14 protein-coding genes and 2 pseudogenes are annotated in these 17,548 nt (G+C 75.3%); 3 read left to right on the top strand and 13 right to left on the bottom strand.

The genetic code is table 11. The features are described 5' to 3' along the window. Positions 1 to 5: 5 nt before the first annotated feature. Positions 6 to 2,132 (top strand): alpha-galactosidase, encoded by a 2,127-nt coding sequence (locus GTR02_RS10245; protein WP_420814717.1) that lies wholly within the window; start codon positions 6 to 8, stop codon positions 2,130 to 2,132. A gap of 37 nt (positions 2,133 to 2,169) precedes the next feature. Here the strand turns inward: GTR02_RS10245 and GTR02_RS10240 are convergent, their stop codons facing one another. From GTR02_RS10240 to GTR02_RS24380, 13 genes and pseudogenes are all read right to left on the bottom strand, one after another. Then, positions 2,170 to 2,826, bottom strand: a complete 657-nt coding sequence (locus tag GTR02_RS10240) for an FCD domain-containing protein (RefSeq protein WP_205708990.1) — start codon at positions 2,824 to 2,826, stop codon at positions 2,170 to 2,172. Between the two features lie 73 nt (positions 2,827 to 2,899). Beyond that, positions 2,900 to 4,168, bottom strand: coding sequence for an ABC transporter substrate-binding protein (locus GTR02_RS10235; RefSeq protein WP_166607387.1), 1,269 nt, complete (start codon positions 4,166 to 4,168; stop codon positions 2,900 to 2,902). A gap of 35 nt (positions 4,169 to 4,203) precedes the next feature. Then, on the bottom strand, positions 4,204 to 5,244 hold the full coding sequence (locus tag GTR02_RS10230) for a branched-chain amino acid ABC transporter permease (RefSeq protein WP_166607386.1): 1,041 nt from the start codon (positions 5,242 to 5,244) through the stop codon (positions 4,204 to 4,206). Further along, positions 5,244 to 6,125 carry an ABC transporter permease subunit gene (locus tag GTR02_RS10225; RefSeq protein WP_166607385.1) on the bottom strand — a complete coding sequence of 294 codons (882 nt, stop codon included), beginning with the start codon at positions 6,123 to 6,125 and terminating at the stop codon, positions 5,244 to 5,246. The genes GTR02_RS10230 and GTR02_RS10225 overlap by 1 nt, the downstream gene beginning before the upstream one ends. Beyond that, positions 6,126 to 6,836: an ABC transporter ATP-binding protein gene (locus GTR02_RS10220; RefSeq protein ID WP_166607384.1), complete on the bottom strand. Its 711-nt coding sequence runs from the start codon at positions 6,834 to 6,836 to the stop codon at positions 6,126 to 6,128. Beyond that, complete coding sequence (locus GTR02_RS10215) at positions 6,823 to 7,692, bottom strand: ATP-binding cassette domain-containing protein (protein ID WP_205708989.1); 870 nt, start codon at positions 7,690 to 7,692, stop codon at positions 6,823 to 6,825. Before GTR02_RS10215 ends, GTR02_RS10220 begins: the two co-directional genes overlap by 14 nt. A 79-nt stretch (positions 7,693 to 7,771) precedes the next feature. After that, positions 7,772 to 8,788, bottom strand: a complete 1,017-nt coding sequence (locus tag GTR02_RS10210) for an amidohydrolase family protein (protein ID WP_166607383.1) — start codon at positions 8,786 to 8,788, stop codon at positions 7,772 to 7,774. Beyond that, positions 8,785 to 9,564: a DUF1932 domain-containing protein gene (locus tag GTR02_RS10205; RefSeq protein ID WP_166607382.1), complete on the bottom strand. Its 780-nt coding sequence runs from the start codon at positions 9,562 to 9,564 to the stop codon at positions 8,785 to 8,787. Before GTR02_RS10205 ends, GTR02_RS10210 begins: the two co-directional genes overlap by 4 nt. Beyond that, positions 9,561 to 10,361 (bottom strand): annotated as a pseudogene (locus GTR02_RS10200) (VOC family protein); the annotation flags it as partial. The gene GTR02_RS10205 and the pseudogene GTR02_RS10200, both read right to left, overlap by 4 nt. Then, positions 10,358 to 11,395 (bottom strand): annotated as a pseudogene (locus GTR02_RS10195) (4-oxalomesaconate tautomerase); the annotation flags it as partial. The pseudogenes GTR02_RS10200 and GTR02_RS10195, both read right to left, overlap by 4 nt. Positions 11,396 to 11,463: 68 nt before the next feature. Then, the gene (locus GTR02_RS10190) at positions 11,464 to 12,168 is read right to left on the bottom strand and encodes a 4-carboxy-4-hydroxy-2-oxoadipate aldolase/oxaloacetate decarboxylase (protein WP_166607380.1); all 705 of its coding nucleotides are present in this window, start codon (positions 12,166 to 12,168) and stop codon (positions 11,464 to 11,466) included. A gap of 299 nt (positions 12,169 to 12,467) precedes the next feature. Then, complete coding sequence (locus tag GTR02_RS10185; protein WP_166607379.1) at positions 12,468 to 13,118, bottom strand: response regulator; 651 nt, start codon at positions 13,116 to 13,118, stop codon at positions 12,468 to 12,470. Continuing rightward, positions 13,115 to 14,719, bottom strand: a complete 1,605-nt coding sequence (locus tag GTR02_RS24380; protein WP_166607378.1) for an ATP-binding protein — start codon at positions 14,717 to 14,719, stop codon at positions 13,115 to 13,117. Before GTR02_RS24380 ends, GTR02_RS10185 begins: the two co-directional genes overlap by 4 nt. A gap of 266 nt (positions 14,720 to 14,985) precedes the next feature. Between GTR02_RS24380 and purU the strand changes: the two genes are divergently transcribed. Together purU and ligM are read left to right on the top strand one after the other, a co-directional pair. Then, positions 14,986 to 15,894, top strand: a complete 909-nt coding sequence (gene purU, locus GTR02_RS10175) for a formyltetrahydrofolate deformylase (protein ID WP_166607377.1) — start codon at positions 14,986 to 14,988, stop codon at positions 15,892 to 15,894. A 192-nt stretch (positions 15,895 to 16,086) separates the two neighbouring features. Further along, positions 16,087 to 17,496, top strand: a complete 1,410-nt coding sequence (ligM, locus tag GTR02_RS10170) for a vanillate/3-O-methylgallate O-demethylase (RefSeq protein WP_166607376.1) — start codon at positions 16,087 to 16,089, stop codon at positions 17,494 to 17,496. The last annotated feature ends 52 nt before the right edge of the window (positions 17,497 to 17,548 follow it).

The following is a 17,548-nucleotide window of genomic DNA, read 5'->3' as shown; positions in this document are numbered from 1 at the left end:
CCCCGGTGCTGCACCTGCGCGCCGCGGGGGTGAGCCTCGTGCTCGGCACCCCGGCCGACGCCCTGCCGAGCGTCGTGCACTGGGGTGCCGACCTCGGCGAGCTCGACGCGGGGGCGCTCGCGGACCTCCGGCGCGCCGGGCTGACCTCGGGCGTGAACAACGACGTCGACGAGCCGGAACCGCTCGCGGTGCTGCCCGAGCAGTCGCGCGGCTGGACCGGCCTGCCGGGGCTGAGCGGCCACCGCGCCGGCCGCGCGTGGTCGACGCGGTTCGTCCCGACCGCCTGGGCCGTCGAGGAGGCCGCCGCGGGCGGCCGCGTCGAGGTCGAGGCGGCCGACGACGAGGCGGGTCTCGCGCTCCGGCTGGAGCTGGAGCTGCTGCCCACCGGCCTCGTGCGCCACCGCACGACGCTGACGAACACCGCGGACGCGGACTACGAGGTCGCCGACCTCGCCCTGTCGCTGCCCGTCCCGCCCGAGGCGACCGAGGTGTTCGACCTGGCCGGGCGCTGGGCGCGCGAGCGGTCCCCGCAGCGGCTGCCCCTCGTCGTCGGCGCCCACGTCCGGGAGAACCGCCGCGGCCGCACCGGACCGGACGCGCCCCTCGTGCTGGCCGTCGGGACGGCCGGGTTCGGGTTCCGCGCCGGGGAGGTGTGGAGCCAGCACGTCGCGTTCAGCGGCAACCACCGCAGCGTCGCGGAGCGCGTGGCGGCGGGCGCGGCCGTGCTGCGCGGCGGCGAGCTCCTGCTGCCCGGCGAGGTCCGGCTCGGTCCCGGGGAGTCCTACGCGACGCCGTGGGTCTACGCGGCGTACGCGGCCGACGGGCTCGACGGCGTCGCCGCCCGGTTCCACGCCCACCTGCGGGCCCGGCAGGTCCACCCCACGTCACCGCGCCCCGTCATCATGAACACCTGGGAGGCGGTGTACTTCGACCACGACCTGGACCGCCTCGTCGAGCTGGCCCGCGCCGGCGCTGAGGTCGGCGTCGAGCGCTACGTGCTCGACGACGGGTGGTTCCGCCACCGCCGCGCGGACGACGCGGGCCTGGGGGACTGGTACGTCGACGAGGACGTCTGGCCGCAGGGCCTGACGCCGCTGGTCGACGCCGTCCGCGGGCTCGGGATGGAGTTCGGCCTGTGGGTGGAGCCGGAGATGGTGAACCCCGACTCCGACCTGGTCCGCGCGCACCCCGACTGGGTGCTCGCCACCGGGGGCCGCCAGCCGAAGCTGTCGCGCCGCCAGCAGGTCCTCGACCTCGGCAACCCCGACGCCTTCGCCCACGTCCTCGAGCGCCTCGACGCGCTGCTGCGCGAGAACGACATCGCCTACCTCAAGTGGGACCACAACCGCGACCTGCTCGAGGCCGGGTCCGGCCCCGGCGGGGAACCCGGGGTGCACGCGCAGACCCTCGCGGTCTACCGCCTGCTCGACGAGCTGCGCCGGCGCCACCCCCGCGTCGAGATCGAGTCCTGCTCCTCGGGCGGGCTGCGCATCGACCTCGGGATCCTGGAACGCACCGACCGGGTGTGGGCCAGCGACTGCATCGACCCCGTCGAGCGGCAGCTCATCCAGCGCTGGACGAGCCAGCTGCTGCCGCCGGAGCTCGTGGGCTCCCACGTGGGGGCGGCCACGTCGCACACGACGCACCGCACCAACGACCTGTCCTTCCGCGCGGGCACGGCGCTGTTCGCCTCGTTCGGCGTCGAGTGGGACGTGACGCGGGCGACCCCCGAGGACCGGGCGGAGCTGGCCCGCTGGGTCGCCCTGTACAAGGAGGTGCGGCCGCTGCTGCACACCGGGACGACGGTGCGCGCGGACCAGCACGACGAGTCCTTCGCGGTGCACGGCGTCGTCGCCGCCGACGGGGACGACGGGCTGTTCGCGGTCGTGCAGCTGACGACGCCGGTCACCGCGGTGCCCGGGGCCGTCCGCCTCCCCGGCCTGCTGCCCGACGCGGTGTACGAGGTGACGCTGCAGGCGCCGGGGGACGCGCCGGCGCGGCGCTCCAGCGCGAACCCCCCGTGGTTCACCGACGGGGTGCGGCTGCCGGGGCGGGTGCTCGCGAGCGCGGGCCTGCGGGGGCCGGCGCTGCAGCCGCAGCAGCTGCTGCTCCTGCGGACCCGGCGGGTCTGACGCGGGCCGGGACTCCGGGCCGGGTCTCCGAGCCGGGTCAGTCCGGCGGCCCCGTGAGGGCGTCGATCACCCCGGCCAGGTGCTCCCGCGTCCTGGCCTCGGCGGCCTTCGGGTCGCGCGCCACGACGGCGTCGATGATCGCGGCGTGCTGCGGGGCCGAGCGCTGCGCCCGGCCGGGCTGGAACGCCAGCCGGAACTGCTGGCGCACGACGCGCGCCTGCAGCCGGGCGAGCAGAGCGCCGGCGGTGGCGTGCCCGCTGATCTCGCGCACGCGCCGGTCCAGCCGCTGGTTGAGCGCGGAGTACTGCTCGAGGCGACCGTCCGCGGCCGCCGCCAGCAGGTCGGCCCGCAGCGCGAGCAGTTCCGCCCGCTCGGGGTCGGAGATGCGCTCGGCCGCCTTGGCGGCGCACAGCGCGTCGAGGGCCGTGCGGGCCTCGAGGATCTCCACGGCCTCGTGCAGCGTCAGGGAGCGCACCCGCGCACCGCGGTGCGGTGTGCGCTCGACGAGACCCTCGAACGTCAGCTCCTGCAGCGCAGCGCGGACCGCGGCGCGGCTGGCGTGGTGGGCCGCGCAGAGGTCGGGTTCCACGAGGCGCTGGTTCGGGGCGAACTCGCCCTCGACGATCGCGGTGCGGATCGCCGCGGTCAGCGCGTCGGGCGGCCCGGCCGCCCCGGCCCTGGAGTGCTCGGCCACGTCCACCCTCCTGTCGTTCCCCGCCCACCCGGCCGCGGGGGACGCGAGCGCCGGCTCGCGCCCCCGCGCCCGCTCAGTACCCCTGGACGGGCTCGTACCCGGTGCCGTTGTAGCGGACCAGGTTCACGGAGGACACCGCGGCCTGGTCCTCCTTCGTCGTGTCGATCGTGATGCCGGGCAGCAGCAGCGGTGCGGTGAACCCGGAGATCCCCCGCAGCGCGGTCATGAAGCTCTCCCGCGTCGGCTCCTCCATGGTCGCGAACGCCTCGCCCAGCACCGCGCCCTCGGCGTAGCTCCACGCGCAGTGCGGCGTGTACGTCTTGGTGATCGACGTGCCGTACTGCTCGAAGGCCTTCGTGTACTCCTGGACGTCGGGGTCGTTCGCGAACGCGGGGGAGGCGGGCGTCTTCGCGAACGCCGGCGTGTAGACGTCCGGGTAGGCGGCCGCGCCGCCGGGCTGCAGCACGGTGGCCGGCGTCGAGGTGTTGGAGGGCAGGAAGACGCGGGGCTTCCAGCCGAGCGACTGCGCCTTGGTGAGCACGCCCACCTGCAGCGGCGTCACGGAGACGGCGGACAGCAGGACGTCGGCGCCGCTGGCGGCGAGCTGGGTGACCTGCCCGTCGACGGAGGTGTCCGTCGGCTCGTAGGTGGCGGAGTCGACCACCCGCACCTGGCTGCCCTCGATGGCCGCGGTGAACCCGTCGAGGTAGCCGCTGCCGTAGTCGTCGTTCTGCGCGAGCGTCGCCACCGTGATCGGCTGGTTCGCGTCGACGAGCAGCTTGCCGAAGGCCGCGCCCTCGGTGCTGTACGTCGGCACGAACCCGCTGGTCCACGGGTTCGCGGCCTGGTCGGCGGAGAACTCGCCCGCCCCGGCCATGAGGAGGACCTGCGGGACCTCCTGCTGGTTCGCGATCGGCATGACGGCCGCGTTGGTGGGCGTCCCCAGGGCGCCGACGTAGGCGAACATGCCCTGGTTGACCAGCTGCCGGAAGTTGGCCACGGCCTTGGCCGGGTCGTACGCGTCGTCGAGGTAGGTGAGCGTGACCTGGCGCGTCTTGCCGTCGCCGAACGCGAACCCGCCCGCGGCGTTCTTCGCCTCGAGGTAGCTGTTCAGGCCCGCGACCGAGCAGGTGCCCGGGCCGGCCGTGGCGCCGCTGAGCGGGCTCGAGATGCCGAGGCTCACGGTGGTGTCGGTGATGCCCGGGCTGGCCGCGGCCGCGCCGCCCTCCGTGCCGCCGCCGGTCGTCCCGGTGTCGCGGGTGCAGCCGGTGACGAGCAGGGCGCAGACGCCGAACAGGGCGACGGCGCTGCTGAGCCGGCGGGGGTGCTGGAGGCTCTTCATCGAGGCCTGCCTCTTCCTGGGGTGGGGTGGGCGGATCACGGCGCGACGCCGTCGGAGGTCAGGGCGGGGGTCCCGGCCTGCCCGTCGGGCGCCCCGGGTGGGGTGGTGGCGGAACGCCGGCGGCGCGCCGTCAGGAGCTGGTGGACCCGCCTCGGGAGCGAGACGAGACCACCGGGCAGGACGAACAGGACCAGCAGCAGGACGGCCCCGGACAGCAGCGCCGTGCGCGAGGCGTCCAGCTGCCCCGCGAGCACGGGCACGAGGACGTAGTAGACGGCGCCGAGGACGGCGCCCACGAGGCTGCCCGTCCCGCCGATGACCATCGCGACCACGAGGTTGATCGACGTCCCGAAGCTCAGCGTCTCCGGCGAGGTGTACTGCACGACGGCCAGGTAGAGGAACCCCGAGGCGCCGCCGATGGTCGAGGCGAGGGTGAAGGCGAGCACCTTGGTGCGGTAGGGCGAGATGCCCATCGACAGCGCGACCGCCTCGTTGTCCCGCACGATGGCGAAGCTGCGGCCGACGCGACCGCGCACGAGGTTGCGGGTCAGGAGGAACACGCCCAGCGCGATGAGCACGACGACGTAGTAGCGCCACTGGTCGTCCGCGAGCGCGACCCACGACGGCGGCTCGAGCCAGCTGACCGTCAGGCCCTGCGAGCCCCCGGTGACGTCGGACAGCCGCTTGGCGACCGGTGTCCCGACGATCGGCAGGGCGATCGTCACCATCGCGAGCGCCAGACCGCGCAGCCGCGCCGCGGCCAGCGCCACGAGCATCCCGACCACGGCGGGCAGCAGGCAGGCCACCACGAACGACAGCAGGACAGGCCAGCCGTTCAGGGTGCCGTACCCGGCGACGTACGCCCCGATGCCCACGAACGCGCTCTGCCCCAGCGACACCTGGCCGGCGTAGCCCATGACGACGTTGAGCCCCAGCAGCGCCACCGCGAACACCGCCATGGTCGTCACCTGGTAGTTGACGTACGGGGAGGAGACCAGGGGCAGCAGCACGAGGACGACCGCGACGACCGCGACGGCCGCGGCGCGCAGGCGCCCGGCGGTGAGGAAGGCGGGCATCAGACGCGCACCACGGTGCGGCGGCCGAACAGGCCCTGGGGTCGCAGGGCGAGGATGACGATCATGGCGGCGAAGGGCACGGCGATCTTCAGGTCGTTGCCGATGACGTCGACGTAGGCCCCGGCCAGGTTCTCGACGACCCCGATGAACCACCCGGCCACGACGGCGCCCAGCGGGCTGTCGAGCCCGCCGAGGATCGCGGCCGCGAGGGCGTAGACGAGGGTGAAGTCCAGCATCGTCGGGCTGATGAACAGCTGCGGCGCGACGAGCACGCCGGCGACCGCGCCGAGGCCCGCGGCGATCCCCCAGCCGATCATCAGCAGCCGGCTGACGGGCAGCCCGGACAGGGCCGCCGACGACGGGTTGTCGGCGACGGCCCGCATGGCGAGGCCGAGCTTGGTGAAGCGGAACAGCAGCTGCAGCAGCACCATGACCGCCACGATGACGACCGTCGTGCCGATCGAGCGCACGCTGACGAAGACCCCGCCGAGGCCGAGCGTCGCGTTGGGGAACAGGGAGGGGAAGGGCCGCGGGTCGTAGCTCCAGATGGCCCCGGCGATGCCGGAGACCAGCACGAGCAGCCCGATCGTGGCCACGACGGCCGTGTTCGCGTCCCCGCCCTCGAAGCGGCGCACGACCACGCGTTCCACGAAGGCCCCGAGGACGACGGCGAACGCCACGGCCACCAGCAGCCCGAGCAGCAGCGGGGCCCCGGCCTGCACGACGGCGTAGGCGACGAACGTCGACAGCACCGCGAGCGCGCCCTGCGAGAAGTTGATCATCCCGGTCGAGCGGTTGACCAGGACGATGGCCAGCGCGAGGGCGCCGTAGACCGACCCGGTGGCGAGCCCGTCGACGACGAGCTGGACGAAGTACGACACTCACCCTCCCAAGTACGCGCGGCGCACGGAATCCATGCCCATCAGCTCGCTCGCGGTGCCCTCGACCGTGACCCGGCCCGTCTCGAGCACCGTGACGTCGTCCACCAGCGAGAACGCCAGCACCGCGTTCTGCTCGACCACGAGCATCGACAACCCGGTCTCGCTCCGCAGCCGGCGGATCGCGTCGTAGACGGTGCGCGCCGTGCTGGGCGCGAGGCCCAGCGACGCCTCGTCGAGCAGCATGAGCCGCGGCTTGGCCATGAACGCCCGGGCGACGGCGAGCATCTGCTGCTCGCCCCCGGACAGCGCCGCGGCCGGCGAGCCCGTCCGGGCCTGCAGCTGCGGGAACAGGTCGAGGCAGTAGTCGACGTCGGTCGCGATCTGACGGCGGTCGCGGCGCTGGTAGGCGCCGACCAGCAGGTTGTCGCGGACCGTCAGCTGCGCCATGGTGCCGCGCCCCTCGGGCACGTGCGCGATGCCCAGCCGGGCCGTGCGGTCGGGCCCGAGGCCGGAGATGTCGCGGCCGTCGAAGAGGATCCGGCCGGTCGTGCGCACGGTCCCGCTGATGGCGCGCAGCGTCGTGGTCTTGCCGGCGCCGTTCGCGCCGAGGATGCCCGTCGCCCCGTGCTCGGCGAGCGACAGCGAGATCCCGTGCAGGACGCGGCCCTGCCCGTAGGACGCCGTGACGTCCTGCAGCTCAAGCAGGCTCATCCTCGACCGCCTCCCTGCCCAGGTAGGCCTCGACGACGCGGGGGTCGACCTGCGCCTGCGCCGCCGTGCCCTCCATGAGCTTCGCGCCGTGGTCGAGCACCATGACCCGGTCGGTGATCGCGGAGATCAGGCCCATGTGGTGCTCGACGACGACGATGGTCAGCCCCAGGTCGGCGCGGACCGTGGCCACCGTCTCGACGAACCGGTCGACCTCGCCGTGCGAGAGACCCGCGGCGGGTTCGTCGAGCAGCAGCAGGCGCGGGTGCGACATCAGCGCGCGGCACAGCTCCACGGCCTTGTGCAGGCCGTGGGAGAGCTCGCCGGCCCGCGCGTGCGCGGCCCACCGCAGTCCGGTGCGCTCCAGCAGCTCGAGGGCCTCGGCGCGGCTCGCGCGCTCGGCCTTCGAGGTCGAGGGCAGCCGCAGCGACCAGGCGAGCGGCCCGCCCGGCAGCCGCGAGTGCGCGCCCAGCAGGACGTTCTCGAGGACCGTCTCCCCGAGCTGCAGGGCGGGGTGCTGGAACGTCCGCGCGAGCCCCAGCCGGGCCATGCGCCACGCGGGCGCCCGCAGCGTCTCGACGCCCTCGAGCAGGATCGACCCGGAGTTCGGGCGGTAGTGGCCGCTGATGCAGTTGAACAGCGACGTCTTGCCCGCGCCGTTCGGCCCGACCAGCCCGAACACGGTGCGGGGCGCGACGTCGAACGACACCCCGTCCAGCACGCGGATCCCGCCGAAGCGCAGGGTGACGTCGTCGACCCGCAGGGCGGGGACTCCCGCCACCGGCCTCGCGTCCTCGGTCATCTCGCTCCATCGCGCGTCGTGGACCTCGCGGGCGAGGTCGGGGGTTTCCGCGGTCACCCTACGGGTTCCGGACGGTGGGCGTCGGCGTTCTGCGGGCCCGGCGCGCACCCGTGACGCCTGCGCCGCCTGCGCCGCCTCACCTGCGCGCCGCGTCGAGCAGCGGCACCAGGCGGGGGTACACCCGGCGGGCGTTGCCCTCGTACACCAGGGCCCTGGCCGCCTCGTCCAGGCGCGAGGCCTCGACGTAGCGGCGGGTGTCGTCGAAGTGGTGCCCGGTGCGCGGGTCGACGCCCCGCACAGCCCCGACGGCCTCGGAGCCGAACAGCACGTTGGCCGTGGGGACCACGTCGAGCAGCAGGTCCACGCCGGGCTGGTGGTAGACGCACGTGTCGAAGAAGACGTTGTCCAGCAACGACTCCACGGGCGGCCGGCCGAGCATGTCGGCCAGGCCGCGGAACCGGCCCCAGTGGTAGGGGACGGCGCCGCCGCCGTGCGGCACGACGAACCGCAGCCCCGGCAGGTCGCGGAACAGGTCCGACTGCAGGAACTGCATGAAGACCGTGGTGTCGGCGTTGAGGTAGTGCGAACCCGTGGCGTGCAGCGCGGGGTTCGTCACGGCGGACACGTGCACCATGGCCGGCACGTCGAGCTCGACCATGACCTCGTACAGCGGGTACCAGCTGCGGTCGGTGAGCGGTGGTGCGCTCCAGGTGCCGCCCTCGGGATCGGGGTTCAGGTTCAGGCCGACGAACCCCAGTTCCTCCACGCAGCGGCGCAGTTCCGGCACCGAGCGCTCGATCGGCACGCCGGGCGACTGCGGGAGCTGACCGACGCCCGCGAAGCGCCCGGGGAGCAGCGCCACGACGCGCGCGACGAGGTCGTTGCACGCCTCGCTCCAGCGGCGGCTGTCCTCGGCCCCGCCCAGGTGGTGCCCCATCGCGGAGGCGCGCGGCGAGAACACCGTGAGGTCGATCCCGCGCTCGTCCATGAGGCGCAGCTGGGTGCCCGCGACCGCCTCGCGCAGCTCGTCGTCGCCGACGCCGGGGTGCGCGGGGACGGGCTCACCGGCCGCGGACGCCGCGAGCTGCCGCTCGCGCCACGCGGTGTGGGCGGGCGGGGCCGTCGTGAAGTGGCCGTGGCAGTCGACGATCACCCGGGCACCGCCGCGGCGTCGCGCAGCTCCACGAGGGCGTCGCGCGCGGCCCGGGCCACGCGGGAGGGGACGCCCAGCTCGTCGAGCTGCTGCGCGGCGGCGGCCATCTCGTCGGCGCGCCGGCGCGCGTGCCGGTGGCTGCCGTCGACGAGCCGGTCGAGGGTCGCCGCGTCGAACCGGGCCAGCTCGGCCGCGACGTCGGCGCGCAGCCAGTCCTCGCAGCCCGCGGCGCGGGCCCCCGCGAGCGCCTCGAGGACGGCCGCCGCGAGGCCCTTGTAGAACACGCTGCGCAGGAGCTTGCGCGACGTGGCCGCGCCCACCGGCCCGGGGTGGACGTCCACGGCGGCCCCCAGGGGGCGCAGCAGGTCGGCGAAGCGCGGCGCGGCGGGCCCGGAGGCCAGCATGGGCGTGCGCAGGCCCAGGCCGGGAACGGGGGCCATGAGCGCGACGTCCACGACGTCCGCGCGGTCCCCGGCCGCGTCGGCGAGGGAGGCCTTCAGCGCGGGGGACGCCGTGTTGAGGTCGGCGAACAGGGTGCCCGGCCGCAGGGCCGGCAGCGCCGTGAGCAGCGCACCCCGCGCCGCGGCGGAGCTGTTGGCGGACAGCACCAGGTCCGCGTCGCGCACGGCGTCCGCCTCGTCGCGGCGGGCGGCCACGCCGGCGGGCGGGGCGAGCGCCGGGTCGTGCCCGCGCACGTCCGCGCCCGCGGCGAGCAGGTCCCTCGCGATCGCGGACCCCGCCTCCCCGAGGCCCAGCAGGGCGATGCGGACGCTCACGAGGCGTCCACCGGGTCCTCGGGCCCGGCGGGGACGGGCGGCGTGCCGTGGGTGTGGAAGGAGGGGATCGTCTTCAGCCCCCACGCCTGGCCCTTCGCGCGCTCGGCCTCGGTCCAGTCCACGGGCTGCCAGTCCGGCGCGAGGACGAGCCGGGCGCCCGCGTTGCACAGCTCCACGCGGTTGCCGCCCGGTTCGTAGACGTAGAGGAAGAACGTCTGCTGGATGGCGTGCTTGTGCGGGCCCGTCTCGATGAAGACGCCGTGGTCGAGCGCGAGGTCGGCCGCCCGCAGGACGTCCTCGCGCGTGTCGGTCGCGAACGCCAGGTGGTGCAGGCGTCCCCTCGACCCCGTCCAGTCGCGCGTCCACACCGCGTCGTAGCCCTTGTTCGTGAACGTGGTCCAGGTGCCGCTGACCGTGCCGTCGTCCAGGACGATCTGCTCGGTCACCATGGCGCCCAGCGTGTCCCGCACGTAGTCGCGGTTCGCGACGACGTCGGCGCCGAGGTAGTTCACGTGGTCCAGCCGGCGCACGGGGACGCCGTGCGGCGTCCGGGCCTGGGCCTGGTTCTTCAGCGAGGGTTCCAGGCCGGGCGGCGGGGTGTACCACTCCGACTCCCAGTAGACGCCGAACTCGTGGCCGTCCGGCTCGGTGAACACGTACGTGGGTCCGTAGCCGGGATCGCCGTCCTGCCAGCCGATCCCGCGGCCGGTGGCCTCGACGCGCGCCACGATGCGCTGCAGGGCCTCGGGTCCGCCCGCGCGCAGGTGGGTCCGGCCGATCCCCGACGTGGCGGCCGCGGGAACGCCGTGCCGTCGAACAGCTTCCGGGCGGTGCGGACGACGCCCGCCCGCACCGCGCGCGGCGGGGTGGCGGCCGCGTCGACGACCACGTCGACGAGCAGGTGGCCCGACGGGTGCTCGACGTCGACGGTCGAGGTCCCCGCGGGCCAGGCCTGCGCGAGCTCGTGCCCCACCGCGCCGGGCAGCAGCAGCCCCGACACGGCGGACACCGCGGCGAACACGCCGATCGCGGCGTGCGGCTGCACGGGGATGAAGGAGCGGGTGAGCACGTGGCCGCCGTCGCGCGGCGGGGCGACGAGGACCGTCTTGGGCACCGTGGTCGTGCGCACGTCGCCCAGGCCCAGCAGTTCGCCTGCCGCGCAGCGCAGGGCGTCCACGCGCGCCAGCAGGGCCGCGTCGGCCGCGAGCTCCTCGCGGCTCTCGCGCCCCGTCAGCCCGACGTCGCCGGCCCGCGCGAGGACCACGGGCATGCCGTTGTCCACCAGCGTGACCTCGACGCCCAGCACGGTGTCGACCCGCCGCCCCGTGGGCAGCAGCACCGCCGGGCCGCCCGCGGCGGGTTCGAAGGACAGCACGACCGGGGCGGCCGAGCCGGGCACGCCGGCGTCGACGGCGCCCCCGCGGTAGTCGACGCGGCCCCCCGGCGTCGGGAACCTCGCGGTGGCGACCTCGCCGGAGTTCACCATGCGGATCCGGACGCTCGTCTCCGCGTGCCCCGCGGGGACGAGACCCCGCTCGACCGCGAACGCCCCGACCCCCGCGAGCAGGTTCCCGCAGTTCTGCGCCGCGCTCACGGTGGCCTCCGCGACGCCGACCTGCAGGAACAGGTAGTCGACGTCGACGCCCGGGACGGCCGACGGGCCGACCACGGCCACCTTGCTGGTCAGGCTCGTGGCGCCGCCCAGGCCGTCGACCTGGCGCGGGTCGGGGCTGCCCAGCAGGCGGAGCAGCAGGTCGTCGCGCACCGCGGGGTCGCCGGGCAGGTCCGCGGCCTCGAGGTAGAGGCCGCGCGAGGTGCCTCCCCGCAGCATCGTGCACCGCACGCCGCGGACCGCGAGGTCGTCCGCGGTCGGGGGCGCGGCGGGGACCGGCCCGACGCTCACCCCTGCTCCCGCGACCACTCGCGGTGGCTGACGTACTCGATGCCGAGCTCCGGAAGACGCTCGCGCATGCCGTAGACGTCGAGCCCGAGCTCGCCGCGCTGGAACGCGGCGCGGTTCGTCGCCTCCCGGTCGAGGCGGGCCTGGCCCGCGGCCAGGGCCCGCGGGACGTCGGCGCGCGGAACGACCGTGACCCCGTCGTCGTCGCCCAGGACGACGTCGCCCGGGCAGATCCGCTGCCCGCCCAGCACGACGGGCACGTTGACCGCGCCCGCGGTGGCCTTGACGCTGCCCTGGGCGCTGACCGCGCGCGCCCAGGCCGGGAAGCCCGTCGCGCGCAGGTCCGCCACGTCGCGGACCCCGCTGCCCAGCACCACGCCGCGGACGCCGCGCTGGGCGAGGGCGGTGGCGAACAGCTCGCCGAAGAGGCCGTCGGTGGACGGCGAGGCGGTGGCCACGACGAGCAGGTCACCCGGGCGGCACTGCTCCACGGCCACGTGGACCATCAGGTTGTCGCCGGGCCAGCACAGCGCCGTGACGGCCGTGCCGCCCGCGCGCGCGCCGGGCCAGGCGGGCCGGAACTCCGGGCCCAGGTACCCGGTGCGGCCCAGCGCCTCGTGCACCGTGGCGACGCCGTAGCTCGCGAGCGTCTGCGCGTCGGCGGGGTCGGCACGGGGGGGATCGGTGACGACGACGGTCCTCATGAGCGCGCTCCTCGAGCCCCGGGACGCCGGTGCGGCGCCGCGGGACGACGGTACGGGCGGGCCCGACGGATCGTCAACGATCTCGTCGACGATGCGCCCGTCCGGTGCCGCGGGCACGCCGCCGGGGCGGTCCGCGGACGTGCAGCACCCACGTCTCCTCCTCGAGGCGGCCCGTGCCGGAGCGGCTCCGGTCACCCCGCCACGCTAGGAACGGCCACCGTCTCCGGCGAGGCCCCCGCGTCGCGCCGGGGCCGAGCGGTGCGACGCGACCGGCCTACGTCATCCGTCGCGCACGCGCGTCAGCGCGGCGGGACCAGCCCCTCGCGGACGGCCAGCAGCGCGGCCTGGGTGCGCGAGCTGAGTCCCACCTTGGCGAGCATGTGGCTGAGGTGCGTGCGGGCCGTCCGCTCGCTGATGGCCAGGTGCGCGGCGATGTCCCGGTTGGAGCGGCCCTCCGCGACGAGCACGAGCACCTCCCGCTCGCGCGCCGTGAGCGCACCGAGACCCACCCGCGGCGCGCGCAGCTCCTGCGTCAGGCGCCGGGTCACGGCCGCGTCGAGGAACACCTCGCCGCGCACCGCCGCGCGCAGGGCGGTCTCCACCTCGGCGGGCCCCGCGTCCTTGAGCAGGTAGCCCGCCGCGCCGCGCTCGAGGGCCACGTGCACGCGCTCGGTCTCCCCGAAGCTCGTGAGGATGACGACCTTCACGCCGGGGAAGCGGCGCACGACCTCCTCGGTCGCCGCGACCCCGTCCAGCACGGGCATCTGCAGGTCCATGAGCACCACGTCCGGCAGCTGCCCGAGCACCTCCGCCCGGGCCAGGTGGTCCAGGGCCGCGCGCCCGTGCTCCGCCTCGCCCGCCACCTCCACGTCCGCCAGCGCCTCCAGGTAGGCGACGACCCCGCGGCGGACCACGGCGTGGTCGTCGACGACCAGGACCCGCAGGCTCACGGCAGCGTCCCGCTCGTCGCGGACTCGTCCGTGGCGACGGCCACCGTGGTCACGAGCGGCAGCTCGAGCCGCACGGTCACGCCCCCCGGCCGCTGCGAGCGCACGTGCAGCTCGCCCTCCCACCGCTCCGCGCGCTCGCGCATGGCCGTCATGCCGAACCCCGTCGAGGGGCGCACCCCCGGGTCCTGCTCGTCCAGGCCGCACCCGTCGTCGGCGACCTCGGCGGCGAGCCGGCGCGGGCTGCCGGGGGCGCCCACGACCAGCCGCACGGTCAGCGACGTCGCCGTGGCGTGCTTGACGCTGTTGTGCACGGCCTCGGCCACGACCCGGTACACGTCCTCGGCGAGGACCGCGTCGAGCGCGGCCAGCTCGGCCGTGGGGTCGTCGACGTCGAGGTCGACGCGCAGGCCGGTCCGCGCCGCCGTCGTCTCCAGCAGCGAGCGGACCGCGACCACCAGGCCCCGGCCGGGGGAGACCGCCGGGCGGAGCTCGTGCACCATGCTGCGCAGGTCCGCGAGGACGTCCTCGGCGGCGCTGCTGAGCTCGTCGGCGACCACCGCCAGGCGCTCGGGCGGCGGGGTCAGGCCCCGCCGGGCCAGGACGCCCAGGGAGCCCGACTGCATCATGATCGAGAACACCTGCTGGACCACGGAGTCGTGCAGGTCGCGGGCGAGCTTCTGCCGCTCCTCGCGCCGGGCGACGTCGCGCTCGCGCTCGAGCAGCCGGGCGTGGTCGACCGCGACCGCGGCCTGCTCGGCCATGGCCAGCAGGAACTCCATCTCCTCCCCGCCCACCACGCGGCCGGGGGCGAAGAACGCGTTGAGCACCCCGACGGTCTCGCGGCCGACGAGCAGGGGGACGCTCGCGAAGGCGTCCCACAGCGGGTTCCGCAGCTGCTCGCGCAGCGGTTCCCAGGCGGGGTCGGTCATGGTCGTCGCGTAGCGGTGCGGCACGACCTGCGGGACGCCGCGGCGCAGGACGTCGAGCATCGTCAGGTGCGCGCCGAGGTCGCGGCAGCGCATGAGCCGGTCGAAGAAGTCCGGGGCGCGCCCGAAGCCCGCGAGGCCGATGACGTGCAGGCGGTCGCCGCCGGAGTTCGCCGTGAGGATCTGCACGCCCGCGAGGGAGTCGGCGCGCTCCACCTCGTGCGCCAGGGCCTCCAGGGTGCTCTTGAGCGACCGGCGCGCGGCCACGCTGGCCGCGGCCTTCGCCACGGCCGCGAGCCGCCGCTCGCGCAGCCGGCCCGCGGTCACGTCGCGGAAGGAGACGACGAAGCGGTCCTGGCCCTCGACGCGGCGCACGTTGTACGACAGGGCTCGGCGCACGCCGGCGGACGCCTCGAACTCGACCACCGAGGGCCCCGCCGGGGCGGCGCTCGCGGGCCCGGCGGGCGGCACCGGGAAGGGGGACGGGCAGCCGGGGACGGCACCGGGCGGCAGGCCGCACAGCAGCGCGGCCGCGGGGTTGGCGCGCACGAACCGGCCGTCGGCGTCGATGACGGCGAGGGCGTCGGGGGAGTGCCGCACCGCCTCCGCCGTCCAGTCCCGCCCACCGGCGGGCCGGGCCGCCCGAACCTCCCGGTCCTCGTCCTCGAGGTCCACCGCGTCACCTCCGTCCCGTGCCGACGACCGCGTCGGCGCGCGCCCCGATGGTCGCACCCGCCGGCGCGGCCCTGCACCCGCACCGCCCGGCGCCACCCGTCCGGCGGGCGCCGCACCCCACCGGGCGGTGCGGGACCGCGTCGGCCGTCGCACCCGCCCCGCGACCGGCGACGCGGTCCACCTGCCCGGCCCGGCGTGGCGGGCCCGCCGTCCCGCCGTGGTCGCGGGTCACCGGGACCGTTAGCGTCGGCGGGGGAGGTGCCACCATGACCAGCCCGACCACCAGCTCGCTGCCGGCCCCCCGGCCGGCCCCGCGGACCGACGCCGACCTCGGCCGCCTGCTCATCCAGTGCCAGGACGGCCCGGGCATCGTCTCGGCCGTCAGCGGCTTCCTCAGCCGCGCCGGCGCCAACATCGTCGACCTGGCCCAGCACTCCACGGCGCCCGAGGGCGGCCGCTTCTTCCAGCGCACCGAGTTCCGGCTGCCCGGGCTGTCCGCGGCGCGCGAGGAGCTGGAGCGCACCTTCGCCGCCGAGGTCGCCGCGCCGTTCGGCATGGAGTTCGTCGTCACGGAGGCGGCGAAGCCCAAGCGGGTCGCGATCCTCGTGTCGAAGACCGACCACTGCGTGCTGGACCTGCTGTGGCGCAACCGCCGCGGCCAGCTGGACATGAACGTCGTGATGGTCGTCTCCAACCACCCGGACCTGGCCGACGAGATCCGCCCGTTCGGCGTGCCCTACGTCCACGTCCCCGCCACGCGCGACAACCGCGCCGAGGCCGAGCAGCGCCAGCTGGACCTGCTGCGCGGCAACGTGGACCTCGTCGTGCTGGCCCGGTACATGCAGATCATCACGCCGACGTTCCTGGCCGGGGTGGGGTGCCCGCTCATCAACATCCACCACTCGTTCCTGCCCGCGTTCATCGGGGCGGCGCCGTACCAGAAGGCCAAGGAGCGCGGGGTGAAGCTCGTGGGCGCGACGGCCCACTACGTGACCGAGGACCTCGACGAGGGGCCGATCATCGAGCAGGACGTGGTGCGGGTGGACCACCGGCACAGCACGCCGGACCTCGCGCGGCTGGGCGCCGACGTCGAGCGGGCCGTCCTGTCGCGCGCGGTGCGCTGGCACCTGGAGGACCGGGTCGCCCGCAACGGCGGCTCGACCGTCGTCTTCTGAGCGGCCCGGCGCGCCCGCCGACCGCGACATCCGTCGCGGTCGCGGCGGCCGGGACCGCCGCCGCGGGCCCGCCGCAACGCTCTGTCGGCCCGCGGGCGGCGCCCGTACCGTCGGGCGCGGCGGTCCGCGAGGAGGCCTCGTCGTCGAGGCCGACCGGAGGACGGCCGCCCACCCGACGCGAAACGGACGGTCATGAGCGCGAAGAACCTGCAGGAGCTGCTGGACGCCGGCGACAGCACGGTCGCGATGCTGCGCGACTCCCAGATCGGTGCGTACATCTACCCGGTCGTCCCCGCGGAGTTCACCAACTGGCGCCGCGAGCAGCGCGCCTGGCGCGACGACGCGGTCCTGTTCGACCAGTCCCACCACATGGTCAACCTCTTCGTGTCGGGGCCGGACGCGCTGAAGCTGCTCACCGACACGGGCATCAACAGCACCGCCAGGTTCCCGGTGGACACCGCCAAGCAGTTCGTCCCCGTCTCGCCCGAGGGTGGCGTGATCGGCGACGGCATCCTGTTCCGGCTCGCCGAGGAGGAGTTCGTCTTCGTCGGCCGGGCCCCCGTGGCCAACTGGCTGACGTTCCAGGGCAGCAGCGGGTACGACGTGGACGTCCGCCGCGACGACCGCTCCCCGTCGCGGCCCTACGGCAAGCAGGTGACGCGCGAGGTCTGGCGCTTCCAGATCCAGGGCCCCAAGGCTTGGCCGCTGATCGAGAAGCTCAACGGCGGCACCGTCGAGAAGGTCCGGTTCTTCACGATGGGCCGCATGACGATCGGTGGCCAGGAGGTGCGCACGCTGCGCCACGGCATGGCCGGGGCTCCGGGCCTGGAGATCTGGGGCGACTACGGCTCCTACGACGAGGTGCGCGACACGATCCTGGAGGCGGGGCGCGAGTTCGGCCTGGAGCCCTGCGGCTCGCGCGCCTACTCCACCAACACCCTCGAGTCGGGCTGGATCCCCTCGCCCCTGCCGGCGGTCTACAGCTCCGAGCAGCTGCGGCCCTACCGCGAGTGGCTCGGCGCCGACAGCTACGAGGCGACCAACGCGCTGGCGGGCAGCTTCGTGTCCGAGGACATCAGCGACTACTACCTGAACCCGTGGGAGCTCGGCTACGGCTCCTTCGTGAAGTTCGACCACGACTTCATCGGGCGCGACGCGCTGCAGGCGCTCGTGCCGGACCAGCAGCGCCGCAAGGTGACCCTCGCCTGGAACGAGGAGGACCTCGGCCGGGTGCTGGCCTCGCCGCTGGGTGACGGTCCCGGCGCGCAGTTCTTCGACCTGCCGAACGCGAACTTCGGCTCGTCGAACTACGACGCGGTCGTGGACGCGGACGGCACCGTCGTCGGGCTGTCCCTGTTCACCGGCTACAGCGCCAACGAGCGGCGCGGCCTGTCGCTGGCCACCGTGGCCCCCGACGTCCCGATCGGGGCCGAGGTCCGCGTGCTGTGGGGCGAGCCCGACGGCGGTTCGCGCAAGACGACCGTCGAACCGCACGAGCAGGTCGCGGTCCGGGCCGTCGTGAGCCCGGCCCCCTACTCCGCCGTGGCGCGCGAGACCTACCACGGCGGCTGGCGCACCGCGGCGGCCCCCGCGACCGCCTGACGTCCGGCCCGACTCGAGGGTGTTGGTGGAGTAGGCGCGCGAGCCGCAGGGC

The organism is Kineococcus siccus (assembly GCF_009906795.1).
GTDB lineage: Bacteria > Actinomycetota > Actinomycetes > Actinomycetales > Kineococcaceae > Kineococcus > Kineococcus siccus.
Note: the sequence above shows the minus strand (reverse complement) of the source record. Positions and strands in the feature narration are given on the sequence as shown.

Coding starts and splice junctions, on each gene's coding strand:
- GTR02_RS10235 (WP_166607387.1), bottom strand. CDS start 4,168: ATGAAGAGCCTCCAGCACCCCCGCCGGCTCAGCAGCGCCGTCGCCCTG.
- GTR02_RS10230 (WP_166607386.1), bottom strand. CDS start 5,244: ATGCCCGCCTTCCTCACCGCCGGGCGCCTGCGCGCCGCGGCCGTCGCG.
- GTR02_RS10220 (WP_166607384.1), bottom strand. CDS start 6,836: ATGAGCCTGCTTGAGCTGCAGGACGTCACGGCGTCCTACGGGCAGGGC.
- GTR02_RS10190 (WP_166607380.1), bottom strand. CDS start 12,168: ATGAGGACCGTCGTCGTCACCGATCCCCCCCGTGCCGACCCCGCCGAC.
- purU (WP_166607377.1), top strand. CDS start 14,986: ATGACCAGCCCGACCACCAGCTCGCTGCCGGCCCCCCGGCCGGCCCCG.
- ligM (WP_166607376.1), top strand. CDS start 16,087: ATGAGCGCGAAGAACCTGCAGGAGCTGCTGGACGCCGGCGACAGCACG.